This window comes from Streptomyces sp. PSU-S4-23 (assembly GCF_055632315.1).
In genome coordinates this window covers 8,124,703-8,145,959 of the sequence record NZ_JBVMUU010000002.1, presented here as the reverse complement: position 1 = coordinate 8,145,959, position 21,257 = coordinate 8,124,703, and the positions used below count along the sequence as shown (strand labels likewise).

Annotated in this window: 19 protein-coding genes; 9 read left to right on the top strand and 10 right to left on the bottom strand. The window is 72.6% G+C overall.

Annotated features, from left to right (window positions below; genetic code table 11):
* Window positions 1-25: 25 nt before the first annotated feature.
* The 3 genes from mftC to mftA are packed head-to-tail and all read right to left on the bottom strand — an operon-like array spanning window position 26 to window position 1,687.
* Complete coding sequence (gene mftC / locus ACZ79I_RS36800; RefSeq protein WP_471503650.1) at window positions 26-1,258, bottom strand: mycofactocin radical SAM maturase; 1,233 nt, start codon at window positions 1,256-1,258, stop codon at window positions 26-28.
* Window positions 1,255-1,548: a mycofactocin biosynthesis chaperone MftB gene (mftB, locus tag ACZ79I_RS36795; protein ID WP_471503648.1), complete on the bottom strand. Its 294-nt coding sequence runs from the start codon at window positions 1,546-1,548 to the stop codon at window positions 1,255-1,257. Before mftB ends, mftC begins: the two co-directional genes overlap by 4 nt.
* 10 nt (window positions 1,549-1,558) lie before the next feature.
* Complete coding sequence (gene mftA / locus ACZ79I_RS36790; RefSeq protein ID WP_471503646.1) at window positions 1,559-1,687, bottom strand: mycofactocin precursor MftA; 129 nt, start codon at window positions 1,685-1,687, stop codon at window positions 1,559-1,561.
* Between the two features lie 384 nt (window positions 1,688-2,071).
* On the opposite strand from mftA, the gene mdo reads away from it, so the two are divergent.
* The 4 genes from mdo (at window position 2,072) to mftM (ending at window position 7,203) form a co-directional block, all read left to right on the top strand.
* Window positions 2,072-3,364 (top strand): NDMA-dependent methanol dehydrogenase, encoded by a 1,293-nt coding sequence (gene mdo / locus ACZ79I_RS36785; protein ID WP_471503644.1) that lies wholly within the window; start codon window positions 2,072-2,074, stop codon window positions 3,362-3,364.
* Between the two features lie 73 nt (window positions 3,365-3,437).
* Window positions 3,438-4,676, top strand: a complete 1,239-nt coding sequence (locus tag ACZ79I_RS36780; RefSeq protein WP_471503642.1) for an AAA family ATPase — start codon at window positions 3,438-3,440, stop codon at window positions 4,674-4,676.
* 21 nt (window positions 4,677-4,697) lie between these two features.
* Window positions 4,698-6,233: a VWA domain-containing protein gene (locus ACZ79I_RS36775; protein ID WP_471503640.1), complete on the top strand. Its 1,536-nt coding sequence runs from the start codon at window positions 4,698-4,700 to the stop codon at window positions 6,231-6,233.
* A 43-nt stretch (window positions 6,234-6,276) separates the two neighbouring features.
* Window positions 6,277-7,203: a mycofactocin oligosaccharide methyltransferase MftM gene (gene mftM / locus ACZ79I_RS36770; protein ID WP_471503638.1), complete on the top strand. Its 927-nt coding sequence runs from the start codon at window positions 6,277-6,279 to the stop codon at window positions 7,201-7,203.
* Between the two features lie 39 nt (window positions 7,204-7,242).
* On the opposite strand, the gene ACZ79I_RS36765 is transcribed toward mftM, so the two are convergent.
* From ACZ79I_RS36765 to ACZ79I_RS36755, 3 genes are read right to left on the bottom strand one after another with little or no spacing between them, the layout of a single operon-like run.
* Window positions 7,243-7,911 carry a MadR family response regulator transcription factor gene (locus tag ACZ79I_RS36765; protein WP_471503636.1) on the bottom strand — a complete coding sequence of 223 codons (669 nt, stop codon included), beginning with the start codon at window positions 7,909-7,911 and terminating at the stop codon, window positions 7,243-7,245.
* Window positions 7,901-9,277, bottom strand: coding sequence for a MadS family sensor histidine kinase (locus tag ACZ79I_RS36760; protein ID WP_471503634.1), 1,377 nt, complete (start codon window positions 9,275-9,277; stop codon window positions 7,901-7,903). Before ACZ79I_RS36760 ends, ACZ79I_RS36765 begins: the two co-directional genes overlap by 11 nt.
* Before the next feature lie 31 nt (window positions 9,278-9,308).
* Window positions 9,309-10,583: an iron-containing alcohol dehydrogenase gene (locus ACZ79I_RS36755; protein ID WP_471503632.1), complete on the bottom strand. Its 1,275-nt coding sequence runs from the start codon at window positions 10,581-10,583 to the stop codon at window positions 9,309-9,311.
* A 231-nt stretch (window positions 10,584-10,814) separates the two neighbouring features.
* Between ACZ79I_RS36755 and ACZ79I_RS36750 the strand changes: the two genes are divergently transcribed.
* The 3 genes from ACZ79I_RS36750 (at window position 10,815) to ACZ79I_RS36740 (ending at window position 14,181) form a co-directional block, all read left to right on the top strand.
* Window positions 10,815-12,050 carry an AfsR/SARP family transcriptional regulator gene (locus tag ACZ79I_RS36750; protein ID WP_471503630.1) on the top strand — a complete coding sequence of 412 codons (1,236 nt, stop codon included), beginning with the start codon at window positions 10,815-10,817 and terminating at the stop codon, window positions 12,048-12,050.
* A 209-nt stretch (window positions 12,051-12,259) separates the two neighbouring features.
* Complete coding sequence (gene exaC, locus ACZ79I_RS36745) at window positions 12,260-13,777, top strand: acetaldehyde dehydrogenase ExaC (protein WP_471503628.1); 1,518 nt, start codon at window positions 12,260-12,262, stop codon at window positions 13,775-13,777.
* Entirely contained in the window at window positions 13,777-14,181 is a 405-nt protein-coding gene (locus ACZ79I_RS36740) for a DUF779 domain-containing protein (RefSeq protein ID WP_471503626.1), read from the top strand. The genes exaC and ACZ79I_RS36740 overlap by 1 nt, the downstream gene beginning before the upstream one ends.
* Before the next feature lie 225 nt (window positions 14,182-14,406).
* Here the strand turns inward: ACZ79I_RS36740 and ACZ79I_RS36735 are convergent, their stop codons facing one another.
* The 4 genes from ACZ79I_RS36735 to ACZ79I_RS36720 are packed head-to-tail and all read right to left on the bottom strand — an operon-like array spanning window position 14,407 to window position 19,220.
* Window positions 14,407-15,549 (bottom strand): XdhC family protein, encoded by a 1,143-nt coding sequence (locus ACZ79I_RS36735; protein ID WP_471503624.1) that lies wholly within the window; start codon window positions 15,547-15,549, stop codon window positions 14,407-14,409.
* Window positions 15,542-17,680, bottom strand: a complete 2,139-nt coding sequence (locus ACZ79I_RS36730) for a xanthine dehydrogenase family protein molybdopterin-binding subunit (RefSeq protein ID WP_471503622.1) — start codon at window positions 17,678-17,680, stop codon at window positions 15,542-15,544. Before ACZ79I_RS36730 ends, ACZ79I_RS36735 begins: the two co-directional genes overlap by 8 nt.
* Window positions 17,677-18,669 (bottom strand): FAD binding domain-containing protein, encoded by a 993-nt coding sequence (locus ACZ79I_RS36725; RefSeq protein WP_471503620.1) that lies wholly within the window; start codon window positions 18,667-18,669, stop codon window positions 17,677-17,679. The genes ACZ79I_RS36730 and ACZ79I_RS36725 overlap by 4 nt, the downstream gene beginning before the upstream one ends.
* Window positions 18,666-19,220 (bottom strand): 2Fe-2S iron-sulfur cluster-binding protein, encoded by a 555-nt coding sequence (locus tag ACZ79I_RS36720; protein ID WP_471503618.1) that lies wholly within the window; start codon window positions 19,218-19,220, stop codon window positions 18,666-18,668. Before ACZ79I_RS36720 ends, ACZ79I_RS36725 begins: the two co-directional genes overlap by 4 nt.
* Before the next feature lie 280 nt (window positions 19,221-19,500).
* On the opposite strand from ACZ79I_RS36720, the gene ACZ79I_RS36715 reads away from it, so the two are divergent.
* Both ACZ79I_RS36715 and ACZ79I_RS36710 read left to right on the top strand, forming a co-directional pair.
* Window positions 19,501-20,079, top strand: a complete 579-nt coding sequence (locus ACZ79I_RS36715; RefSeq protein ID WP_471503616.1) for a TetR/AcrR family transcriptional regulator — start codon at window positions 19,501-19,503, stop codon at window positions 20,077-20,079.
* 422 nt (window positions 20,080-20,501) lie between these two features.
* A complete protein-coding gene (locus tag ACZ79I_RS36710; protein WP_471503614.1) occupies window positions 20,502-21,242 on the top strand; it encodes a class I SAM-dependent DNA methyltransferase in 741 nt (246 codons plus the stop codon).
* Window positions 21,243-21,257: the final 15 nt, after the last annotated feature.

The window sequence follows — 21,257 nt, the reverse complement described above, 5'->3', positions numbered from 1 at the left end:
GCCGGCGGTGCGGTGGTACGGCCGGTCACATCGGTTCCAGGCCGGCCAGGGGGCTCTCGTCGCAGAAGCGGCCCGGGCTGGGGGCACCTCCCGGCGGTAGCAGGGGGAGACTGCGGACGGCGGGCATCCCCAGGGGCACGGTGCGGTGCGAGTGGTCGTTGCCCTGGCGGGGAAGCGCGGAGCGGTCGGTGCCCGCGAGCGCGGCGGCGCCATGGCCGTGGACGCACTCCGGGTCGGGTCCGTCGAGCGGCAGGCCGGTGAAGAACTTCGCGGCCATGCAACCACCCTGGCAGGCGTCGTACGCCGAGCAGCCGGCGCAGGCTCCCGCGGTGGAGGGCCGGCGCAGACCGCTGAACAGCCCGGAGTCCCGCCACACCCGCTCGAAGCCTCCCGGCGCGCGGACGGTGCCCGCCCTGAACGCGTCGTGGATGGCGAACGGGCAGGCGTACACGTCGCCCACCGGGTCGATCAGGCACACCACGCGCCCGGCTCCGCACAGGTTGAGTCCGGGCAGCGGCTGGGAGCCGAGCGCGTTGAGGTGGAAGAAGGAGTCGCCGGTGAGCACCTTCTCGCCGTGGCCCACGAGCCAGGTGTAGATCTCGCGCTGCTGCTCCACGGTGGGGTGCAGCTCGTCCCACACGTCGGCGCCCCGTCCGGAGGGCCGCAGCCGGGTGATGCGCAGCTGGGCTCCGTACCGGTCCGCCAGTGCCGCGAAGTCATCGAGCTGCGGCACGTTCTGACGGGTCATCACAACGGAGATCTTGAAGTCCCGGAAGCCGGCCGCCGCGAGGTTCTCCATCGCGCGCACCGCCATGTCGTAGGAACCCCGGCCGCGCACCGCGTCGTTGACCTCGCGGGTCGCGCCGTCCAGGGAGATCTGCACATCGACGTAGTCGGTGCCGGCCAGCCGCCGGGCGCGTTCGGGCGTCAGCCGCAGTCCGTTGGTGGAGAACTTCACGCCGACCTGGTGGGCGATCGCGTAGTCGAGCAGCTCCCAGAAGTCGGGGCGGACGGTGGGCTCGCCGCCGCCGACGTTGACGTAGAACACCTGCATGCGCTGGAGTTCGTCGATCACGGACTTGATCTCGTCCGTGGACAGCTCGGCCGGGTCGCGCCGTCCGGACGAGGACAGGCAGTGCGCACAGGAGAGGTTGCACGCGTACGTCCACTCCCAGGTCAGGCAGATCGGGGCGTGCAGTCCGCCCTTGAACTGCTCGACGAGGGCGGGGACGGGTGTGGCTTCATAGGTGACGGTCACCGCTGCGGCTCCGCTTCACTGGGTTCACTGGGGATGATCATCTCGGCGGCGGCGAGCGAGGCCAGCGCGCGCCGGAGGGCGTCCCGGCGTCCCTCCGGCACGCCCGCCAGCGCCTCGCGCACGCTGCCGTGACCGCCCAGGCCGCGCACCAGCTCGACGAGCTCGGGTGCCTTCAGGAACGACAGCCGGCGATTGCCGAAGTGGTAGGCCAGCGCCCCGAAGGGTTCGGGGCGCAACGCGACGTCGGGGCTGAGCCGGTAGGGCCGGGCGGCGTCGAAGGGCGAGGGCATGGCGGTGCGCCTAGTAGACGCCGCACATGCCGTCGATGGAGACCTCCTCGACGAGGACCTCCTCGGTCATGTCGTCCGCGGTCGCCGCGACGGTGTCGTCCTGCTCGACGGTACGGGTGTCGTTCTGCACGGCGGGCATGGCAGTCCTCCTGGAGCGGGGGTCGGGAAGGGCGGGGGGTTCCGGGCCGCGGCACGCGGGCCGGACAGCACTCGACGCTAGGCCGGACGGCCCCGCGTCTCGCCCTGCTTTCGGCCGCCCTCGCCCTGTCCGGTCGGACAGGTGACCCGCCCCGCGGCCGGTCACCGCCGGGCGCCCCCTCCGATCGGGCAGGGCGCATCCCCTCCGTCCGCGCCCGCCTGCCGCCCGAGCGGCCGGTATCGCCGTCGCGGTGCGTTCCCCGAGGGTGATGCACGCCGCCAACTTCCGGCGCGTCCGTGCTCCACCCCGGACCTCTGCGCCGCCGGCCACGGAGCAGCCGCCGCAGTACACGCGCTTCACCGCGCGGAGAGGACAGTCGCGATCATGCAGGTCGAAGAACTTCTCAAGCCGTTCCCCATCAAGGAGTTCCACCCTTTCCCCCGGGCGCTCCTCGGGCCGGGTGCGCACGAACTGATCGGTCCGGAGGCCAAGAAGCTGGGCTTCCGGCGCACGCTGGTGATGACCACGGGGCTGCGCGGCAGCGACACCGTGCACAAGATCGTCGAGTCGATGAAGTACCACGGTCTCGAAGTCGTCCTGTACGACAAGGTCGAGTCGAACCCCAAGGACTACAACGTCATGGACGCCGTGGCGCTGTACCAGGAGAACAAGTGCGACTCGTTCGTCTCCATCGGGGGCGGCTCCTCGCACGACGCGTGCAAGGGCGCCCGCATCTCGGTGGCCCACGACGGCCGCAACGTCAATGACTTCGAGGGCTTCAACAAGTCCGAGAACCCCAAGAACCCGCCGCACATCGCCGTGTCCACCACGGCGGGCACGGGGTCGGAGACCTCGTGGGCGTACGTCATCACCGACACCACGACCGACCCCGACAACCCCCACAAGTACGTGGCGTTCGACGACGCGTCGGTGGCCACGCTCGCGATCGACGACCCGACGCTGTACTACGACTGCCCGCTCGACTACACGGCGCAGTGCGGTTTCGACGTGCTCGCGCACGCCTCCGAGCCGTATGTGTCACGGCTGAACTTCCAGCCGTCGCTGGGCAACGCGCTGCACGCCATCCGGCTGACCGCACAGCATCTGCGGCAGGCGGTGTGGAACGGCCAGGACCTGGCCGGGCGCGAGGGGATGATGTACGCGCAGTACATCGCGGCGCAGGCCTTCAACTCCGGTGGCCTCGGCATCATCCACTCCATCTCGCACGCGGTCAGCGCGTTCTACGACACCCACCACGGACTCAACAACGCCATCGCGCTGCCGCGCGTGTGGGCGTTCAACATGCCGGCCCACTACGAGCGGTTCGCGGACATCGCCGAGGTGATGGGCGTGGACACGCACGGCATGTCGAAGGTCAAGGCCGCGGAGGCGGCGCTCGCGGCGGGCATCCGGCTGCTGCGCGACGTCGGCATCCCGGAGAAGTTCGTGGACGTCAGGCAGGACACGTACTCCAAGAACCGGCTCGGCCAGGGCCCGACGAAGTTCTACGAGCAGGCCAAGGTGATCACGGGCGACGCCGCCGACGTCGACCGCATCACGAACCACGTCCTCGGTGACGCCTGCACCCCGGGCAACGCCAAGGAGTGCACGTTCGACACCGTCCGGCCCGTCGTCGAGCACTGCATGACCGGCGACCTGGACGACCTGCTCAGCTGAGCCCTTCCCGCCCGGGGGCGGGGAACGGACCGAGGTCGCCGTTCCCCGCCCCCGTCTCCCCGACGGAGGACCCGTGCCCGCCACACCCGACCACCCCGCCGCATTCACCTCATTCACCTCGGTCGAGGACGTCACCGAGCGTTTCGCCGGCCACGGCTACATCGCCGACCGCCGGCTGGCCACGACCGTGTTCCTGCTGACCCGGCTGGACAAGCCGGTGCTCCTGGAGGGCCCGGCCGGTGTCGGCAAGACCGAACTGGCCAAGACCCTCGCCGCCGCCACCGGGCGCCGGCTGCTGCGCCTGCAGTGCTACGAGGGCCAGGACGAGAGCCGCGCCCTGTACGAGTGGGACTACGGCAAGCAGTTGCTGTACACGCAGATGCTGCGGGACAAGATCGGCGACCTCACCGCCGACGCGCCCGACCTGGCCTCTGCGGTGCAGCGGATCGAGGAGGAGGACAGCGTCTTCTTCTCCGACCGGTTCCTCGCGCCGCGCCCGCTGCTGGACGCCGTCCGCGGGGAGGAGCCCGCCGTCCTGCTCATCGACGAGGTGGACCGGGCGGACGAGGCACTGGAGGCCGTGCTGCTCGAGTGCCTGGCCGAGTACCAGGTGTCGGTGCCCGAGATCGGCACGTACACCGCGAAGACACCGCCGTACGTCGTGCTGACCTCCAACAACACCCGCGATCTGTCGGCGGCGCTCAAGCGCCGATGTCTGCATCTCTTCCTCGACTACCCCGACGCCGAGCGGGAGCTGGAGATCCTGCGCTCCAAGGACACCGGGTTGCCCGAGGCCGCCGCCCGCCACCTGGTCGAGGTGGTGCGCGGGCTGCGCGAGCTGGAGCTGCGCAAGAACCCCAGCATCTCCGAGACCGTGGACTGGGCCCGCACCCTCGCCGTCCTCGGCGTCGAGGAACTCGATCCCGGGGTGCTGGCCGACACGGCCAACGTCGTCCTCAAGTACGAGCGGGACCTGCACCGCGCGCTGGACGTCCTGCCGCGGCTCGTCGACCCCAACCGCGTGCTGCCCGAGCCGGGCCACCACCACGACGGGCACGGTCATCACCACGACGGGCACGGCCACCACCATCTCCATCAGCCGGGCGGGCACCACCACGGCCACGGCGACGCCCCGCACGAGCAGCCCGACGAGGCGGACGGGCGCGCCCTGCGGGCGGCGATGGACCGGCAGGGCCGGCACGACGAGGGCTACTACGGGGCGCCGGGATCCGGCCCGACGCGACGCCCCGAGCCCGGTGCCGGGCAGGGTGCCCGCGCCTTCGCCGCCATAGCCCGTCGGCGCACCGGCTGACACGGGACAGGGGAGGCGGGTATGGAAGCCGGTGTGCACCGGTTCGTACGGGTGCTGCGGTTGTTCGGGCTGCGCGTGTCCGTGTCGGAGGCCATGGACGCGATGCGTGCGTCCGCCCAGCCCGGGGTGCTGGGCCGGCGCGGGACGCTGCGTGAGGCGCTGCGCATGACGCTGGTCAAGGACCGCCGCGACGAGGAGTTGTTCGACGAACTCTTCGACGCGTTCTTCTCGCTCCGCCCGGTGGCCGGGGATGCCGACGGCCATGGCCACGGTCACGAGCACGACGACCTGGCCGACACGGGCGAACTGGAGTCGTACACCGTCTCCGACGAGCCGTCCGAGACCCCGCAGCAGGGGCACAGCCACGGCAAGCCGGCCGACATCCGCGACTTCTTCGACCAGCAGGACCTGGCCCAGCAGTACAACCTCCACCAGGAGGCCAACAAGATCGACCTGGCCTCGATGACCGACGAGATCGTGCTGTCCAAGGACGGCGGCAGCGACCCCTCGGGCCGCGGCCCGTCCGTCCAGCTGGAGACCGAGCGGCTGCACGGCGCCGGCGTCCCCGGGCAGCTCGCCGCGGCGACCGGGCAGCCCATCGACACCGAGCTGACCGTGGCCCAGCAGGACGCCCTGCTCGGCCTGCTCGCGTCGGAGTCCGACGACCCCGACGGAAAGGAACTCCAGGCCCTTCGCCGCCGGCCGGCCGGGGTCATCGACAACCTGCCCGACCTGCTGAAGCGCCACCTCGACCGGCTGGCGGAACTGCAGTCGGTGGCGGTGGAGTCCGCCCGGATCGCCGAGCGGGCCCGCCTGGAGAGCGTCGACGAGGACGAACGCACCCGGCTGGAGGAGGCCCTGCGCCGGGTCGGCCGCTCCCTCCACGGCGCGCTGACCAGCCGCAAACGCATCACCCCGCGGGGGCGCGTCCACCCCGGCCGCACCATGCGCCGCAACATGCGCTACGACGGCGTGCCGTTCCGGCCCGTCACCGTCACCCGTGCCGAGGACCGGCCGCGTCTGGTGGTCCTGGTGGACGTGTCGCTCTCGGTGCGGGCGACGGCGCGCTTCACCCTGCACCTGGTGCACGGGCTGCAGTCCCTGTTCGGGCAGGTCCGCTCGTTCGCCTTCGTCGACGAACCGACCGAGATCACCGAACTGTTCACCGAACACCCGCTGGAGCGGGCGCTGGGCCTGGTCTTCGACGGCCTCCCGGCCGGCGGCCTGCTCGACGTGGACGCGAACTCCGACTACGGCAGGACGTTCGAGCTGCTGCTGGCCGAGCACGCGCCCGCCCTGGGCAGGCGCACCACCCTGCTGGTGCTGGGCGACGGACGCGGCAACGGCAACGCGCCGGGGCTGCGCGCCTTCGAGGAGATCACCCGCAGGGTGCGGGAGACGATCTGGCTCACCCCCGAACCCCGGTTCTCCTGGGGCCTCGGCTCCTGCGACCTGCCGCGCTACGCCGAGTACTGCGACCGCGTGCAGGTGGTCGCCGACCTCGCGGGGCTGCAGCGCACGGCGCACCGGATGGCGGCGGAGGCGACCGGGCGATGAGCACCGCCGACCACCTTCCCCCGGCCCTCCTGGAGCTGCCGTCGTGAGCGTCCCCAGCCTCCGCATCGCCGTCGCCGCGCGCCGTATCGACCCGCTCGCGCCCCAGGCGCCCGGCCTGTACGCCGATCACCTGGTGCGCGTCCTGCGCGAGCAGCCGCTCGCCGACGGCACCGCCCAGGTGCCGGTCGTGCGCACCGAGCACTTCAGGCTGCGCCGCCGCGGCCGCCGCGTGGAACTGGGCCACTGGCTGCGCCCCGACCAGTTGGACAACGATCTGGCGGGACTTCTCGCCGAGGAGTTGTTCGCGCCGGGCTGGCTGTCCGGGAGCGATGTCTTCGAGCGGGTCTTCACCGGCGTCGTGCGCTCCTGCGTGGACGGTCCCCTGACCGCGTGGGCCACCTTCTACGACAACACGCTCAACCGGATCCGGGAGTGCTGGCGCCGGCCGGCCGCGGCCACGCACTCCTCGATCGCCGGGTTCGCCCCCGTCTACCGCCGCACCCTGGACCTGGTCGGCGAGGGCAGCGTGCTCGACGTGGGCTCCTGCTTCGGCTTCCTGCCCCTGCTGCTGGCCGGGCGCCCCCGGAACACCGTGATCGCCTCGGATCTGGCGGGGGGCACCATGCGGCTGCTGTCCGCCGTGGCCCGCGTGCGGGACGTGCGGCTGGACACGCTGGCCTGCGACGCGGCGCGGGTGCCGCTGCCCGACCGCTCGGTGGACACCGTCACCGTCATCCACGTCCTGGAGCACCTGGATCCGGGGCACGGCGAGGCCGTCGTGCAGGAGGCCCTGCGGCTGGCCCGGCGCCGCGTGGTGGTGGCGGTGCCGTACGAGGACGAGCCGACCGCCGCCTACGGGCACGTCCGCTCCTTCGACCGGGGCGCGCTCACCGCCCTGGGCCGCGGCACGGGGCTGCCGGCCGCGGTGAGCGACCACCACGGGGGCTGGCTGGTGATCGACGCCGGGTGACCCCCCGGCGGCCCTTCGGCGCGGCCCCTGGGGCGGGCGTCAGATCACGCCCATCTTGCTGGCCTCGTAGACGACCTCGGCGCGGCTGCCGGCATCCATCTTGCGCATGATGTTGCGCACGTGGAACTTCACCGTCGTCTCCGAGATGTACAGCTCCCCGCCGATGTCCCGGTTGCTCAGGCCGCGCGCCAGCAACTGCAGCACCTTCACCTCGCGTTCGGTGAACCTGGGCTGCTGCTCGGGCTGCACGCGCATCGAGCGCACCATCGCGGCGGCCGCGTGCGAGTCGAAGGCGCTCTCGTTGCGGGCCACGGCGCGGATGGCCCGCAGCAGTTCGGTGGTGTCCACGTCCTTGACGACGTAGCCGCGCGCGCCGTGCTGGATCGCGGCCACCACCAGGCTGTCGTCCAGGAACGTGGTGAGCACCAGGACCGCGAGACCGGGGTGACGGCGCGTCAGCCGTGCGCACAGGTCGAGTCCCTCGGTGTCGGCGCCGGTGGACAGCTTCAGGTCCAGCAGCACGATCGCGGGGTGCAGACGGTCGACGACGGCCTCCGCCTCGGCGGCCGTGCTGGCCTCGCCCACGACCTCCAGGTCGCTCTCCCGGTCCAGGATCGACCGCAGCCCGTGCCGGACGATCGCGTGGTCGTCCACGAGGACGATCCGCAGCGTGCCCACGGGGGTGGTGAGGTCCTGTTCAGCGGTCATCGGCTGTCTCCTGATCGACGCGCACCGGCAGCGGGATGCGCACCCGCAGCAGGACGCCGCCCATGCGCGAGCGGCGGATGGACAGGGTGCCGCCGAGCTCCTCCGCCCTGGCGACCATGTTGGCGAGTCCCCGGTGGCGCCCCGACAGGTCGGCGGCCTGGGAGAGTGCCAGCGCCCGCCGCAGCTGCGCGGGGTCTCCGGTTCCGTCGTCGGACACGCTCAGTGTGACGGCGTCCGGCAGGTACCGCAGCCGCACCAGCGCCCGGCCCGCCTTGCCGTGCGTGGCGGAGTTGAACAGGGCCTCGCCGGTCAGCCGCAGGACGGACTGCTCGGCCTGCGGCCGCAGCGGCACCGGGGTGCCCTGGACGGACACACGGACGTCCAGCGCGGTCGGCAGGTGCACCGTGGAGAGCCGCTCCAGCATGACCGGGAGCGGTCCGGTCGGCTCCTGCGAGGAGTGGTGGAGCGCGTAGATCGAGGCGCGCAGCCGCTCCACGGCCTGCCGGCTGAGGTCCTTGGCGTCGGCGAGCCGCCCGGCGATCTCCGCCGCACGGCCGCCCATGGACTCCAGCTCGGCCCGGCACACCTCCACGGTCATGCCCGCGCTGAGCACGTACTGGGCGACGCTGTCGTGCAGTTCACGGGCGATGCGGTGCCGTTCGTCGTCGAGCGCCTGGTGCTGCATCACGTCGAACAGCCGCGCCTGCGTCTGGGCCAGTTCCGCGTTGCGCGCGGCGAGGTCCCGGGCCTGGCGCTCGGCGGCCTCCGACAGCTCCTCGGTGCGCCCGCGCAGCGCGGTCGCCGCGTGGAAGAGGTAGGTGTTGTGCAGCGCCACGGCGGCCTGGTTGGCCAGGACGCGCAGGATCGCGAGGTCGGTGTCGGCCACCTCGACTCCGGCGCCGGGCTGTGCGGCGATCCCGCCGACGGGCTCGTCGTCCAGGGTCATCGGGGCCCGCACCCAGGCCCGGTCGTCGGCCGAGGTGGCCGCCTCCCACGGCCGGGTGCGCAGCACCCGCAGATGCCCTCGCACCTCTGCGGGCAGCAGTGTCTCGTCGTCGATCAGCACGTCGTCGGCGTACAGCAGGAACCGCGGCCGGGCCGCGCGCAGCGCGCCGTCCGCCACGGCCAGCAGCAGCCAGCGCGCCTGCAGATGGTCGGCCGCGGTCCGCACGACCGCCTCGACCAGGGCCCTGGGCCCCTCGGCGGTGCGGACCAGGGCGCGCGAGATGCCGTCCAGCGCCTCGACGGTGCGCTCCAGCCGCTCGGTGGAGCGCACATACGCCGGGTAGAACGACCGCTTGCCCGAGCGCAGGCCGGTGAGCACTCCCAGGTCCGCGGTGCGCGGGGACGGTTCGGGAACGGTCATGCGGCTCGCCTCACCGGGCATCCGAAGCGCTTCACAGCGCCGCGCGGAACAGCGTCTCGACGTCGCGGACGCCGACGTTCCGGGGGTTGGTGGCCATGCAGGCGTCCTTCAGCGTGGTACGCGCCAGCACGGGCACGTCGGAGTCGGCGACGCCCAGGCTGGCCAGTCCCCTGGGCACACCGACGTCGTCGGCCAGGGCCCGCACGAGCTCGGCGAGGCGCACCGCCACCTCGTACGGGGGAACGCCCTGGGTCGGTATGCCGGCCGCCTCGCCCAGCGCCACGAACCGCTCCGGCCACGCCTGCGCGTTGAACCGGATGACGTGGGGCAGCAGCACGCCGTTGACCACGCCGTGCGGGGCGTCCAGCAGGCCGCCGACCTGGTGGCTCATGGCGTGCGTGGCGCCCAGGATCGCGTTGGTGAAGGCCATCCCGGCCTCCAGGGACGCCTGGGCCATGGCGAGCCGGGCGCCGAAGTCCTTGGGCAGCACCTGGGTGCGCACCAGGTTCCGGGTGATCAGCCGGACCGCGTGCAGGGCGTGCGTGTCGGTGAGCGGGTTGTGCGCCCGGGACACGAACGCCTCGATGGCGTGCGTCAGCGCGTCCAGGCCGGTCGCCGCGTTCAGCCAGTCCGGCATGGTCGTCAGCAGCCGCGGGTCGATGACCGAGATCTCCGGCACCAGGGTGCGGCTGACGATGGTGATCTTGATGTGTTCGGTGGTGTCGGTGATGACGGCGAACTGCGACACGTCCGCGCCGGTGCCCGACGTGGAGGGCACCATCACGGTGGGGGGAATCGGCTGCACGACCTCGTCCACACCCTCGTAGTCGAGGATGCGTCCGCCGTTGCCCGACAGGATCGCCACACCCTTGGCGGCGTCGATGACGGAACCGCCGCCCACGCCCACGATGACGTCGCTGCCGCTCTCCTTGTACCGCTGGAAACCGGCCTCGACCTCGCGGTCCTTCGGGTTGGGCGTGACGTCGTGCCACACCACGGGCCGCAGGCCCACCCGCCGCAGATGACCGACCGCCTCGTCCACCCAGCCGGCCTCGATCAGCCCGGGGTCGGTGACGAGGAACGGCCTGCGGGCGCCGAGCCGCAGCGCGCAGTGCCCGAGTTCGGCGAGCGAGCCCGGGCCGAAGACGATCTCGGGGACGTGGAACTTGGCCAGCCGCGTGGACCGGCCCAGGGGCGCGCCGCCCGCCGGCTGCGGCCCCACCAGCTCGCACTGGTACTCGTCACGGCTCCACTCGGCGGTGGGATCCCCACCACCGGTCGTCATGACGCCTGACGCGAGCGACATGCGACCTCCCGAGCCCGTTCCCTTGCGTGAAGTCCGCACCATGTGTGCGACCTTGATTTTAGCGCTCACTTGTCCGATAACTGTCGTCCATACGAGGGTCAAGGTAGGCGGGCGAGCCCGGGTGCGCCACCCGTCCGTCCGGAGGGGGTTCCCCGTCCGATCGGACAGGTGCGCTCGGCACGGCCCGGGCGGACAATGAGCGATCGTCCCGGTACGACGGCAGGAAAGCACATGTCACAGCGCAGTGACCTCCGGCGGCGCAGGGCCACACTGGAGGACGAGTGGTCCCGCTGGGTGCCGCATCTGAAGCAGGCCCGGCGGTCGCCGGGCGGCGGGACACTCCGGCCGGAGGTCTCCGAGTCATGGGCGCGCTCCCTGACCAGCGTGGACCCGGACCGGGACAGCGCCCCGGCCTCCGACGGGCGCTCGGTCGCCCAGCGGTGGGCCGCCTCTGTGCTGCGCCGGCCGGTCGACGACCTCTCCGGCGAACTGCACAGCATCGCCGACGACGCCGGGTTCGTCACCGCGGTCACGGACGAGTCGGGCACCATCCTGTGGACCTGCGGCGGGCAGACCATGCGGCGCCGCGCGGAGCGGGTCAACTTCGCGCCCGGCGGCCGCTGGGACGAGGCGGCGATGGGCACCAACGCCCTCTCCCTGGCCCTGCGCACCGGCCGGCCCAGCACCGTCTTCTCCGCCGAGCACCTGGTGACGGCCCTGCACGGCTGGGTCTGCTACTGCGCGCCGGTGCGCGCCCCGGACGGCCGGATCCTGGGTGTGCTGGACCTGTCCACCAGCTGGGACCGTTCGCACCCGCTGGCCATGTCCACGGTGCGTACCCTGGTGTCCGCCATCGAGAGCAGGCTCCGTACGGAGATGCCCGCACCTCGCTCGCCGGACCTCGCCCCGGTGCGGCTGACCGTGCTGGGCGCGGAGCGGGCCGAACGCGGCGGCGTCCCGCTGCCCGTGCGCCCGCGCCAGCTGGAGATCCTCACGCTGCTCGCGCTGGAACCCGACGGCTTCACCTCCGAGCGCCTCCGGGACGCCCTGTACGGCGACCGCCCCGTCACGGCGTCCACCTTCAAGGCGGAGGTCTCCCATCTGCGCCGGGCCCTCGGCGGCGGCATCGCGCCCCGCCGCTACGCCCTGACCGCGCCCGTCGCCTGCGACGCCGCCGACGTCCTGCGCGCCCTGGAGAACGGCGACATCGCGACCGCACTGCGCCACTACCGGGGCCCGCTGCTGCCCCGCTCCGAGGCTCCGGGCATCCTCGAATGGCGCGCCCATCTGGAGGTCGCCGTGCGGGAGGCCGTACTGGCCAGCTCCGGGCCCGAGGCCGCCCTGCGGTACGGGGAGAGCTCCCCGTACGACGCGGAGGTGCACGAGCACGCGCTGCGCCTGCTGGCCCCGGACGACAAGCGCCGTCCGATCGCGGTGGGCCGCCTCAGCACCGCCCTGCGCGCCTGACCCCGGCGGCCGCCCGGCCTGCGCGTCCGGGGCCCGGGACGGCAGGGCCGGGGCCCGTACCGCGTGGCCGCGGCCTTCAGGTCCGGGGCGGGTCCGGGGCGGGTCCGCGGCGCCAACCTCGCGCCAACCTCACGGAGTCAGAGTCAGCGGTGTCACGGCGGCCCCGCCCGCCGTCCTCCCCCACTCGCCATCCACCGAGGAGAGCCGCCATGGTGTACGCGCAGCCCGGAACAGAAGGCAGCGTCGTCAGCTTCGCCCGCCGCTACGACAACTTCATCGGCGGCGACTGGGTCGCCCCCGTCGAGGGCCAGTACTTCGAGAACCCGTCGCCGGTGGACGGCAAGGTGTTCTGCGAGGTCGCCCGTTCGTCCGCCGCCGACATCGAACTGGCCCTGGACGCCGCCCACGCCGCGGCCGACCGCTGGGGCCGCACCTCCGTCACGGAGCGGGCCAACATCCTCAACCGGATCGCGGACCGCATCGAGGAGAACCTCGAGAAGATCGCCGTCGCGGAGACCTGGGAGAACGGCAAGCCGATCCGCGAGACCCTCAACGTCGACATCCCGCTCGCCGTCGACCACTTCCGCTATTTCGCGGGCGTGGTGCGCAGCCAGGAGGGCACCGTCGGCGAGATCGACGCGGACACCGTCGCCTACCACTTCCACGAGCCGCTGGGCGTGGTCGGCCAGATCATCCCGTGGAACTTCCCGATCCTGATGGCCGCGTGGAAGCTCGCCCCGGCCCTCGCGGCGGGCAACTGCGTGGTCATCAAGCCGGCCGAGCAGACCCCGGTCAGCCTCCTGGTGGTCATGGAGCTGATCGCCGACCTGCTGCCGCCCGGCGTGCTCAACGTCGTCAACGGCTTCGGCGTCGAGGCCGGCAAGCCGCTGGCCTCCAGCCCGCGCATCGCCAAGATCGCCTTCACCGGTGAGACCACCACCGGCCGGCTGATCATGCAGTACGCGTCCGAGAACATCATCCCGGTCACCCTGGAGCTGGGCGGCAAGAGCCCGAACATCTTCCTGCCCGACGTCATGGACGCGGACGACGCCTACCTGGACAAGGCCGTCGAGGGCTTCGTGATGTTCGCGGTCAACCAGGGCGAGGTGTGCACCTGTCCCTCCCGGGCCCTGATCGCCTCCTCGATCTACGACGAGTTCATGTCCCGCGCGCTGGAGCGCACCCGGGCCATCAAGGGCGGCAACCCGCTCGACCCGGAGACCATGATCGGCGCCCAGGCCAGCAACGACCAGTTCGAGAAGATCCTCTCCTACATCGACATCGGCAAGCAGGAGGGCGCCGAACTGCTCACCGGCGGCTCGCGGCGCGGTGTCCCCGGCCTGGAGGGCGGCTACTACATCGAGCCGACCGTGTTCAAGGGCACCAACGACATGCGGATCTTCCAGGAGGAGATCTTCGGCCCGGTCGTCTCGGTCACCACCTTCGACTCCCCCGAAGAGGCCGCGAAGATCGCGAACGACACCCTCTACGGCCTCGGCGCCGGCGTGTGGAGCCGCAACGGCAACCTCGCCTACCGGCTCGGCCGCGAGATCAAGGCCGGCCGTGTGTGGACCAACTGCTACCACGCCTACCCGGCGCACGCCGCCTTCGGCGGCTACAAGGGCTCCGGCATCGGCCGCGAGACGCACAAGATGATGCTCGACCACTACCAGCAGACCAAGAACCTCCTGGTCAGCTACTCGGAGCAGAAGCTCGGATTCTTCTGATGGGCACGCGGGTGACGCGGGTCGAGCTGACCGCCGCCGCCGAGGAGCTGCTGCGGAGGCTGACGGCCCGTCACGGACCGGTGATGTTCCACCAGTCCGGAGGCTGCTGCGACGGCAGCGCGCCCATGTGCTACCCGCGCGGCGAGTTCCGGGTGGGCGGCGCCGACGTCCTGCTCGGACACGTCGCCGGGGACACGCCGTTCTGGATGAGTGCCGACCAGTACGCGTACTGGCGGCACACCCACCTCACCGTCGACGTGGTCCCGGGCCGGGGCGGCGGCTTCTCCCTCGAAGCCCCCGAGGGGGTGCGCTTCCTGCTCCGGTCCCGCATCCTCACCGACGAGGAGTGGGCGCGCGTCGCCGCGGAACCGCCCCTGCCGACCGGGACCGACACCGCCGGCTGAGCCCGCGGCCGCCCGACGGCGGGCACACGACGGCCACCGCGCCGGCGCAGGCGGTGGTGCGGGCGGGGCCGGACACCAGGTGTCCGGCCCCGTCGCCGCGTACGGAGCCTCGGAAGTCCGGGGAACGGGCGAGCCCCTGGCCGCGGCACACCCCGGGCGGGCCCCGCGGCCGGCGGCCACGTCCAGGGAGGCGCATCACGGCACGGCCCGGGAGGCGACTGCCCCTCAGGCCGCCACGGCGGCGCCCGTCTCGTCGCGGTCACGGTGGATCGGCGTCCGGGAGCCGGTGAGCGGCATGCCCGTCCCTCCGCGTCTCAGCGCGACGATCTCCGCCGCGATGGACAGAGCAGTCTCCTCGGGCGTACGGGCGCCGAGGTCGAGGCCGATCGGCGACCTCAGCCGGGCCAGCTCCCGCTCGCTCACGCCGGCCTCGCGCAGCCGCCGGTCGCGGTCCCGGTGGGTGCGGCGCGAGCCCATCGCGCCGACGAAGGCGACCGGCATCCGCAGGGCCTCCCTCAGCAGCGGCACGTCGAACTTGGCGTCGTGGGTGAGCACGCACAGGACCGTGCGTCCGTCGGTCGCGGTGCGCCGCAGATAGCGGTGCGGCCAGTCGACCACGATGTCGTCGGCCTCGGGGAAACGGGCCCGCGTGGCGAAGACGGGGCGGGCGTCGCAGACGGTCACGTGGTAGCCGAGGAACTTCCCCACGCGCACGAGCGCCGCCGCGAAGTCGATCGCCCCGAAGACGATCATGCGAGGCGGCGCCGCGTTCGACGCGACGAACAGCGTGAGCCCGCCGGGGCAGTGCGATCCGTCCTCGGAGAGGGCGACCGTGCCGGTGCGGCCGGTGTCGAGCAGGGCCCGGGTCTCGGCCGCCGCCGTCCGGTCCAGTTCCTCGTGGCCTCCCAGACCCCCTTCGCACGACCCGTCGGGGCGCACGAGCAGGGCCGTGCCCAGAAGGCCGGCCGGGCCCCGGACCACCTGGGCGAGGGCCGCGGGCTCGCCCCGCACGGCGGCCGACAGCGCCGAGCGGAACACGGCCCGGACGGGCGCTTCCGCCCGGACCGGCGTGATCAGGACGTCGATGATCCCGCCACAAGTCAGCCCGACCGCGAAGGCGTCCTCATCGCTGTAGCCGAACCGCTCCAGGACGGTCTCGCCGTCCCGGAGCGCCTGGACGCACAGGTCGTACACCGCCCCTTCCACACAGCCCCCGGAGACCGAGCCGATGACCGTGCCCGCCGCGTCGACGGCGAGGGCCGCGCCGGGAGCGCGCGGCGCGCTGCCGCCCACGGAGACGACGGTGGCGACGGCGAAGTCCCGGCCCTCGTCGGCCCAGCGGCTCAGCTCCTCGGCGATGTCAAGCATGCGGTGCCTCCGCGTCCGCCCGCAGGACACGGTCCGGACGGATCGGCAGGCTCCGGTGGCGGACGCCGGTCGCGTGCCAGACCGCGTTGGCGATGGCCGCCGCGGCGCCCACGATGCCGATCTCCCCGATGCCCTTGAATCCGACCGGGTCGTCCGGGTCCGGGTCGTCGATCCAGTCGGCCTCGATGAGCGGTACGTCGGCGTGCGTGGCGACGTGGTAGCCCGCGAGGTCGGGGCCGACATGGCCGCCGGAGGCGCGGTCCCTGACCGCCTCCTCGTGCAGGGCCATGGAGATGCCCCAGGTCATTCCGCCGAGGAACTGGCTGCGCGCCGTGAGCGGGTTGACGATCCGGCCCGCCGCGAAGATGCCGAGCATGCGGCGGATGCGCACCTCGCCGGTGGTGACGTCCACGGCGACCTCGGCGAACTGCGCTCCGAAGGAGTGGCGTTCCTTCTGTGCGAGGGCCTGGACGGCGGCGGAGGTGTCCGACCGCACCGTGATGCCCTCGGGCGGGATGCCGGCGCCCGGGGAGAGCCGCTCGCGCAGTTCGCCGGCCGCGGCCGTGACGGCCCAGGCCCAGGAGCGGGTGCCCATGGAACCGCCGGCGATCATCGCCGGTCCGAAGTCGCTGTCGCCGATGTGCACGCGGACGCGGTCCGGTGCCACGCCGAGGGCGTCGGCGGCGACGAGGGTGAGCGCGGTCCGCGCCCCGGTTCCGATGTCGGAGGCGGCGATCCGCACGGTGAAGGTGCCGTCCGCCTCCGCCGTCGCGGTCGCCGTGGACGGTGCGGCCCCGGAGGGGAAGGATGCCGCCGCCGTGCCGGTGCCGAGCAGCCAGCGTCCTTCCCTGCGCAGGCCGGGACGCGGATCCCGGTCCGCCCAGCCGAACCTGCGGGCACCCTCCCGGAAACAGGCCATCAGGTTGCGGCCGCTGAACGGCAGCCCGGACACGGGCCCCCGCTCGGGCTCGTTGCGCGCGCGCAGCTCGATCGGGTCGATGCCGCACCGCTCGGCGAGTTCGTCGAGCGCCGCCTCCAGCGCGAACGACCCGGGCGCCTCCCCCGGCGCGCGCATGAACGTCGGTGTGGGCACGTCGAGCCGTACGAGCCGGTTGGCCGTGTGGTGGGCGTCGGCGTCGTACATCACCCGTGCCACCCCGGCGCTCGGCTCGACGAACTCGTGCACGGTGGAGGTGAGGCTCAGCGAGCTGTGCTCCAGCGCGCGCAGCCGCCCGCCGGTGTCGGCTCCGAGCCGGATCCGCTGGGTCGTGGGGCTGCGGTAGCCGACGAGCGAGAACATCTGGCGGCGGGTCAGGACGACCCGGACCGGACGCTGGAGCACGGTCGCGGCCATCACCGCGGCCACCTGGTGGGCGCGCAGCCCCTTGCTGCCGAAGCCGCCGCCGACGTGCTCGGACCGCACCCGCACCGAGGAGGGATCGAGCGAGAACATCTTCACGAGCTCGTCCGCGACCCATGTGCTGCCCTGGTTGGAGTCGATGACGTCCAGCCGGCCGCCGTCCCAGTGGGCCGTCGCCGCATGGGGCTCCATCATGCTGTGGTGCTCTTCCGGCGTCGTGTACCGCGCGTCCACGACGACCGCGGACGCGGCGAGTTCCGACTCCAGGTCGCCCTTCTCCGTCACCGCCGGCATGAACCCGTCCGCCGGGTAGCTGTCCGGGTGCGCGGCCGAGAACGCGACGTCGTGCGGCTCCTCGTCATAGTGCACCACGAGCGCCTCAGCGGCCTCCCTGGCCTGCTCGGACGTCTCGGCGACGACCAGCGCCACCGGCCAGCCCATGTGCGGCACCCGGTCGTGCTGGAAGAGGGCGGCGGTCGGGTCCGGCCGGACCCCCAGGACGCCGACGTGGTCGATGTCGACGCGCGGGGCGTTCTGGTGGTGCAGGACGGTGAGCACCCCGGGCATGCCGAGGACGGTGCCGGTCTCCATCGAGCGGATGCGTCCGCGGGCGACGGTGGAGAGCACCAGCCAGCCGTGGGCGAGGTCGGCGAAGGGGACCTCGCCCGCGTAGCGGGCCGCTCCGGTGACCTTGTCGCGGCCCTCCACACGGGTGTGCGAGGTGCCCACCGAGCCCCTCGCCGTTCCGGTCCCGGTCGTGGCCGTGGTCATCGGGCGGCCTCCTCGGCGAGTTCGGTCAGCACGGCCACCATGAGGTTGCGCATGAGTGTCACCTTGTATCCGTTGTGGGGCAGCGGCCTGGCCGCCGCCAGTTCGGCGTCCGCCGCGGCGGCGAAGGTCTCGCCGTCGGCCGGTGCCCCGGTCAGCATCCGTTCGGCCGTACGGGCCCGCCACGGCCGCGACGCGACCGCCCCCAGGGCCAGGCGCACATCGCGTACGACGCCGTCCCGGACGTCCAGCGCGGCGGCGAGCGAGCCGATCGCGAACGCGTACGAGGCGCGTTCGCGCACCTTCCGGTAGCGCGAGCGGGCCGCGACCGGGGCGGGCGGCAGGGCGACGCCGGTGATCAGCGCCCCGGCCGGAAGGGCGGTCTCCAGGTGCGGGGTGCCGCCCACGGGCAGGTAGAACTCGGCGAGCGGCAACTCGCCCGGACCGTCGGCCGTTTCGTACGAGACGACGGCGTCGAAGGCCGTCAGCGCCACGCCCATGTCCGAGGGGTGGACGGCCACGCAGTGGTCGGAGGCGCCCAGGATCGCGTGGTTGTGGTGCTCGCCCTCGACGGCGGGACAACCGCTGCCGGGGACACGCTTGTTGCACGGCTGGGTCACGTCGCTGAAGTAGCCGCAGCGGGTGCGCTGGAGGAGGTTCCCGCCGACCGTCGCCATGTTGCGCAGTTGCCCGGAGGCGCCGGCCAGCACGGCCTGAGTCAGCGCCGGGTAGCGGCGGCGCACATCGGGGTGGGCGGCGAGATCGCTGTTGGTGACGGTCGCGCCGATGCGCAGCCCGCCGTCCGGTGTCGGCTCGATCCGGTCCAGGGGAAGTTCGCGCACGTCGATGAGCCGGGCGGGCCGCTCCACGCCGCTCTTCATCAGGTCGACGAGGTTGGTGCCGCCGCCGAGGAAGCGTGCGTCCGGGTCGGCGCCCAGCAGCGCGACCGCGCCGGCGACGTCGGACGCCCTGCGGTAGTCGAACTCCCTCATGCCACGGCCTCCTCGGTCTCCGACGCCGCCGCGGCCGCCCGCTCGATCGCCCGGACGATCGACACGTACGCGCCGCAGCGGCACAGGTTGCCGCTCATCCGCTCCCGGATCTCGTCGGCGGTCAACGGTGGCGGCCCCGCCTCGGGCCGGACGTCGTCGGTGACGGCGCTCGGCCAGCCCGCCGCGTGTTCCCCGATCACCGCGACGGCCGAGCAGATCTGCCCCGGCGTGCAGTAGCCGCACTGGTAACCGTCGAGGTCGAGGAACGCCTGCTGGACCGGATGCAGCCGGTCGCCCTCGGCCACGCCCTCGATGGTGGTGATCTCGCGTCCCTCGGCCGCCACGGCGAACTGCAGGCAGGACACGGCCCGCCGTCCGTCGACCAGGACGGTGCAGGCACCGCACTGCCCCTGGTCGCAGCCCTTCTTGGTACCGGTCAGATCGAGTCGCTCGCGCAGGGCGTCGAGCAGGGTGGTGCGGTGGTCGACGGACAGCGTGTACTTCTCGCCGTTGATGTTCAGGGTGATGGCGCTGGACGTCGATGGGGCCATGATCAGCCTTCTTTCGCGTATCCGGACACATCGCGGGGACGGTCCGGCCGGCGGACGAGTCGGGAGACAGGGAAATGGCGCTGTGCGTAGCGATGGTGCGTCGAAGACATGCAGGATGCGGGGAAGGAACGCCGACGGTGGCGGCCACCGGCTGCCCACGCCGGCCGCGTCCGCCCTTATGGTGGACCTAACCGGACAGCTGTCCGCTATCGGGAAAACCTAACGGACAGCTGTCCGGTTAGCAAGAACGGGTTCGGCCAGGAGCCCGAAGGGAGGACGAGTGCAGCAGAAGAAGGGCGCGCCCTTGCGCTCGGATGCGCAGCGAAACCGCGAGCGGATCCTGGCCGTGGCGCTGACCGAGCTGACACGGTGCGCGGACGCGCCACTGAGCGTGATCGCCAAGAAGGCGGGCGTCGGGCAGGGCACCTTCTACCGCAACTTCCCCAGCCGTGAGGCGCTCGTGCTCGAGATCTACCGCCACGAGATGCAGCAGGTCGCCGACAGTGCGGCCCAGCTGCTGGCCTGCCTGGAGCCCGACCGGGCCCTGCGCGAGTGGATGGACCGCCTCGCCGAGTTCGCCATGGCGAAGGCCGGCCTGGCGGATGCGATCCGGCTGGTCACCGGTGCGCCGGGAGCACAGGCGAAACCGGGGCACGCGCCGGTGACCGCCGCGGCCGAACTCCTGCTCCGCGCCAACGAGGAGGCCGGCACCATACGCCCGGGCGTCACCGCGGACGACTTCATCCTCGCCATCGCCGGCCTGTGGCAGATCGATCCCCGCAGCGACTGGCGGCCGCGCGTCACCCGGCTCCTGGACCTCGTCATGGACGGACTGCGCGCGGGGGCACCCGGGCACTGAGCACCGCCGGGCGGACGCCTGCGGCGGACGTCGGGCGCCCCGGCGCACCGGGGGCGCGGGTGTCCCGTACACCCGTGTGACAGCCCGCGGGCGGTGACAGTCGCCCTGCCGCCGCTCTCCGCCGAGCCGAGCGGACTCGGGGTCCCCGCCGTCCGCTTGTCCGTCCGCTTGTCCGTCCGCCCACAGGGTGCGGATGCGGGCGAGGTGGCGGCGCATGCGGTTCTCGGCCTCACGCGACTCACCGCCAGTGAGATCGAGGAGTTGGATGTGATCAGTACCCCCGCCGGAACGCTCGCCCTCGGGCAAGGCTTGTCCGTGCGGGGCGGGCTGCGGCCTGACGCCTGGCAGGAACCGCGCGCCTCGGGGCGGCGACCGGTAATCGGGGCGACAGCGCCCCTCAACGCCCGGCATAGTGGCCAGCCGTGACGAGCAGTGAGCTGTGGACCCGTGCGACCGCCGACCGCTACGACGCCGAGGAGACCGAGATGTCCTCGGCCGCCGTTCTCGGACCGACGGTCGACTTCCTGGCCGAACTCGCCGGAGACGGCCGGGCACTGGAGTTCGCCATCGGAACCGGAAGGGTGGGCGTCCCGCTCCGGGAGCGCGGCGTGCCGGTGGCGGGCATCGAACTGTCCGAGCACATGGCGGCGGTCCTGCGGCGCAAGGTCGACGAGGACACGCTTCCGGTCGTCATCGGGGACATGGCCACGACCGCCGTACCGGGTGAGTTCACCCTGGTCTACCTCGTGTACAACACCATCACCAACCTGCTCACCCAGGACGAGCAGGTCGAGTGCTTCCGCAACGCCGCGCGTCATCTGACGTCCGGGGGTCGCTTCGTGATCGAACTGAACGTGCCGCCGCTGCGGTTCCTGCCACCCGGGCAGGTCGCGGTGCCGTTCGACGTCTCCGAGCGGCATCTCGGCTTCGACACCTTCGACCTGGTCGAGCAGGTGCTCGTCTCGCACCACCTCACCCGCGACGGCGACGACGGCCGCTACCGCCGTGGCGCCTCCCGGCACCGGTACGCCTGGCCGGCGGAGCTCGACCTGATGGCGCGGATCGCGGGGCTCAGGCTGGAACGGCGTGTCGCGGACTGGGACGGGGCGCCGTTCACCCAGAACTCCGCAAAACACATCTCCGTGTGGCGCAAGCCGACCTGAAGTCACTTCCGCCCG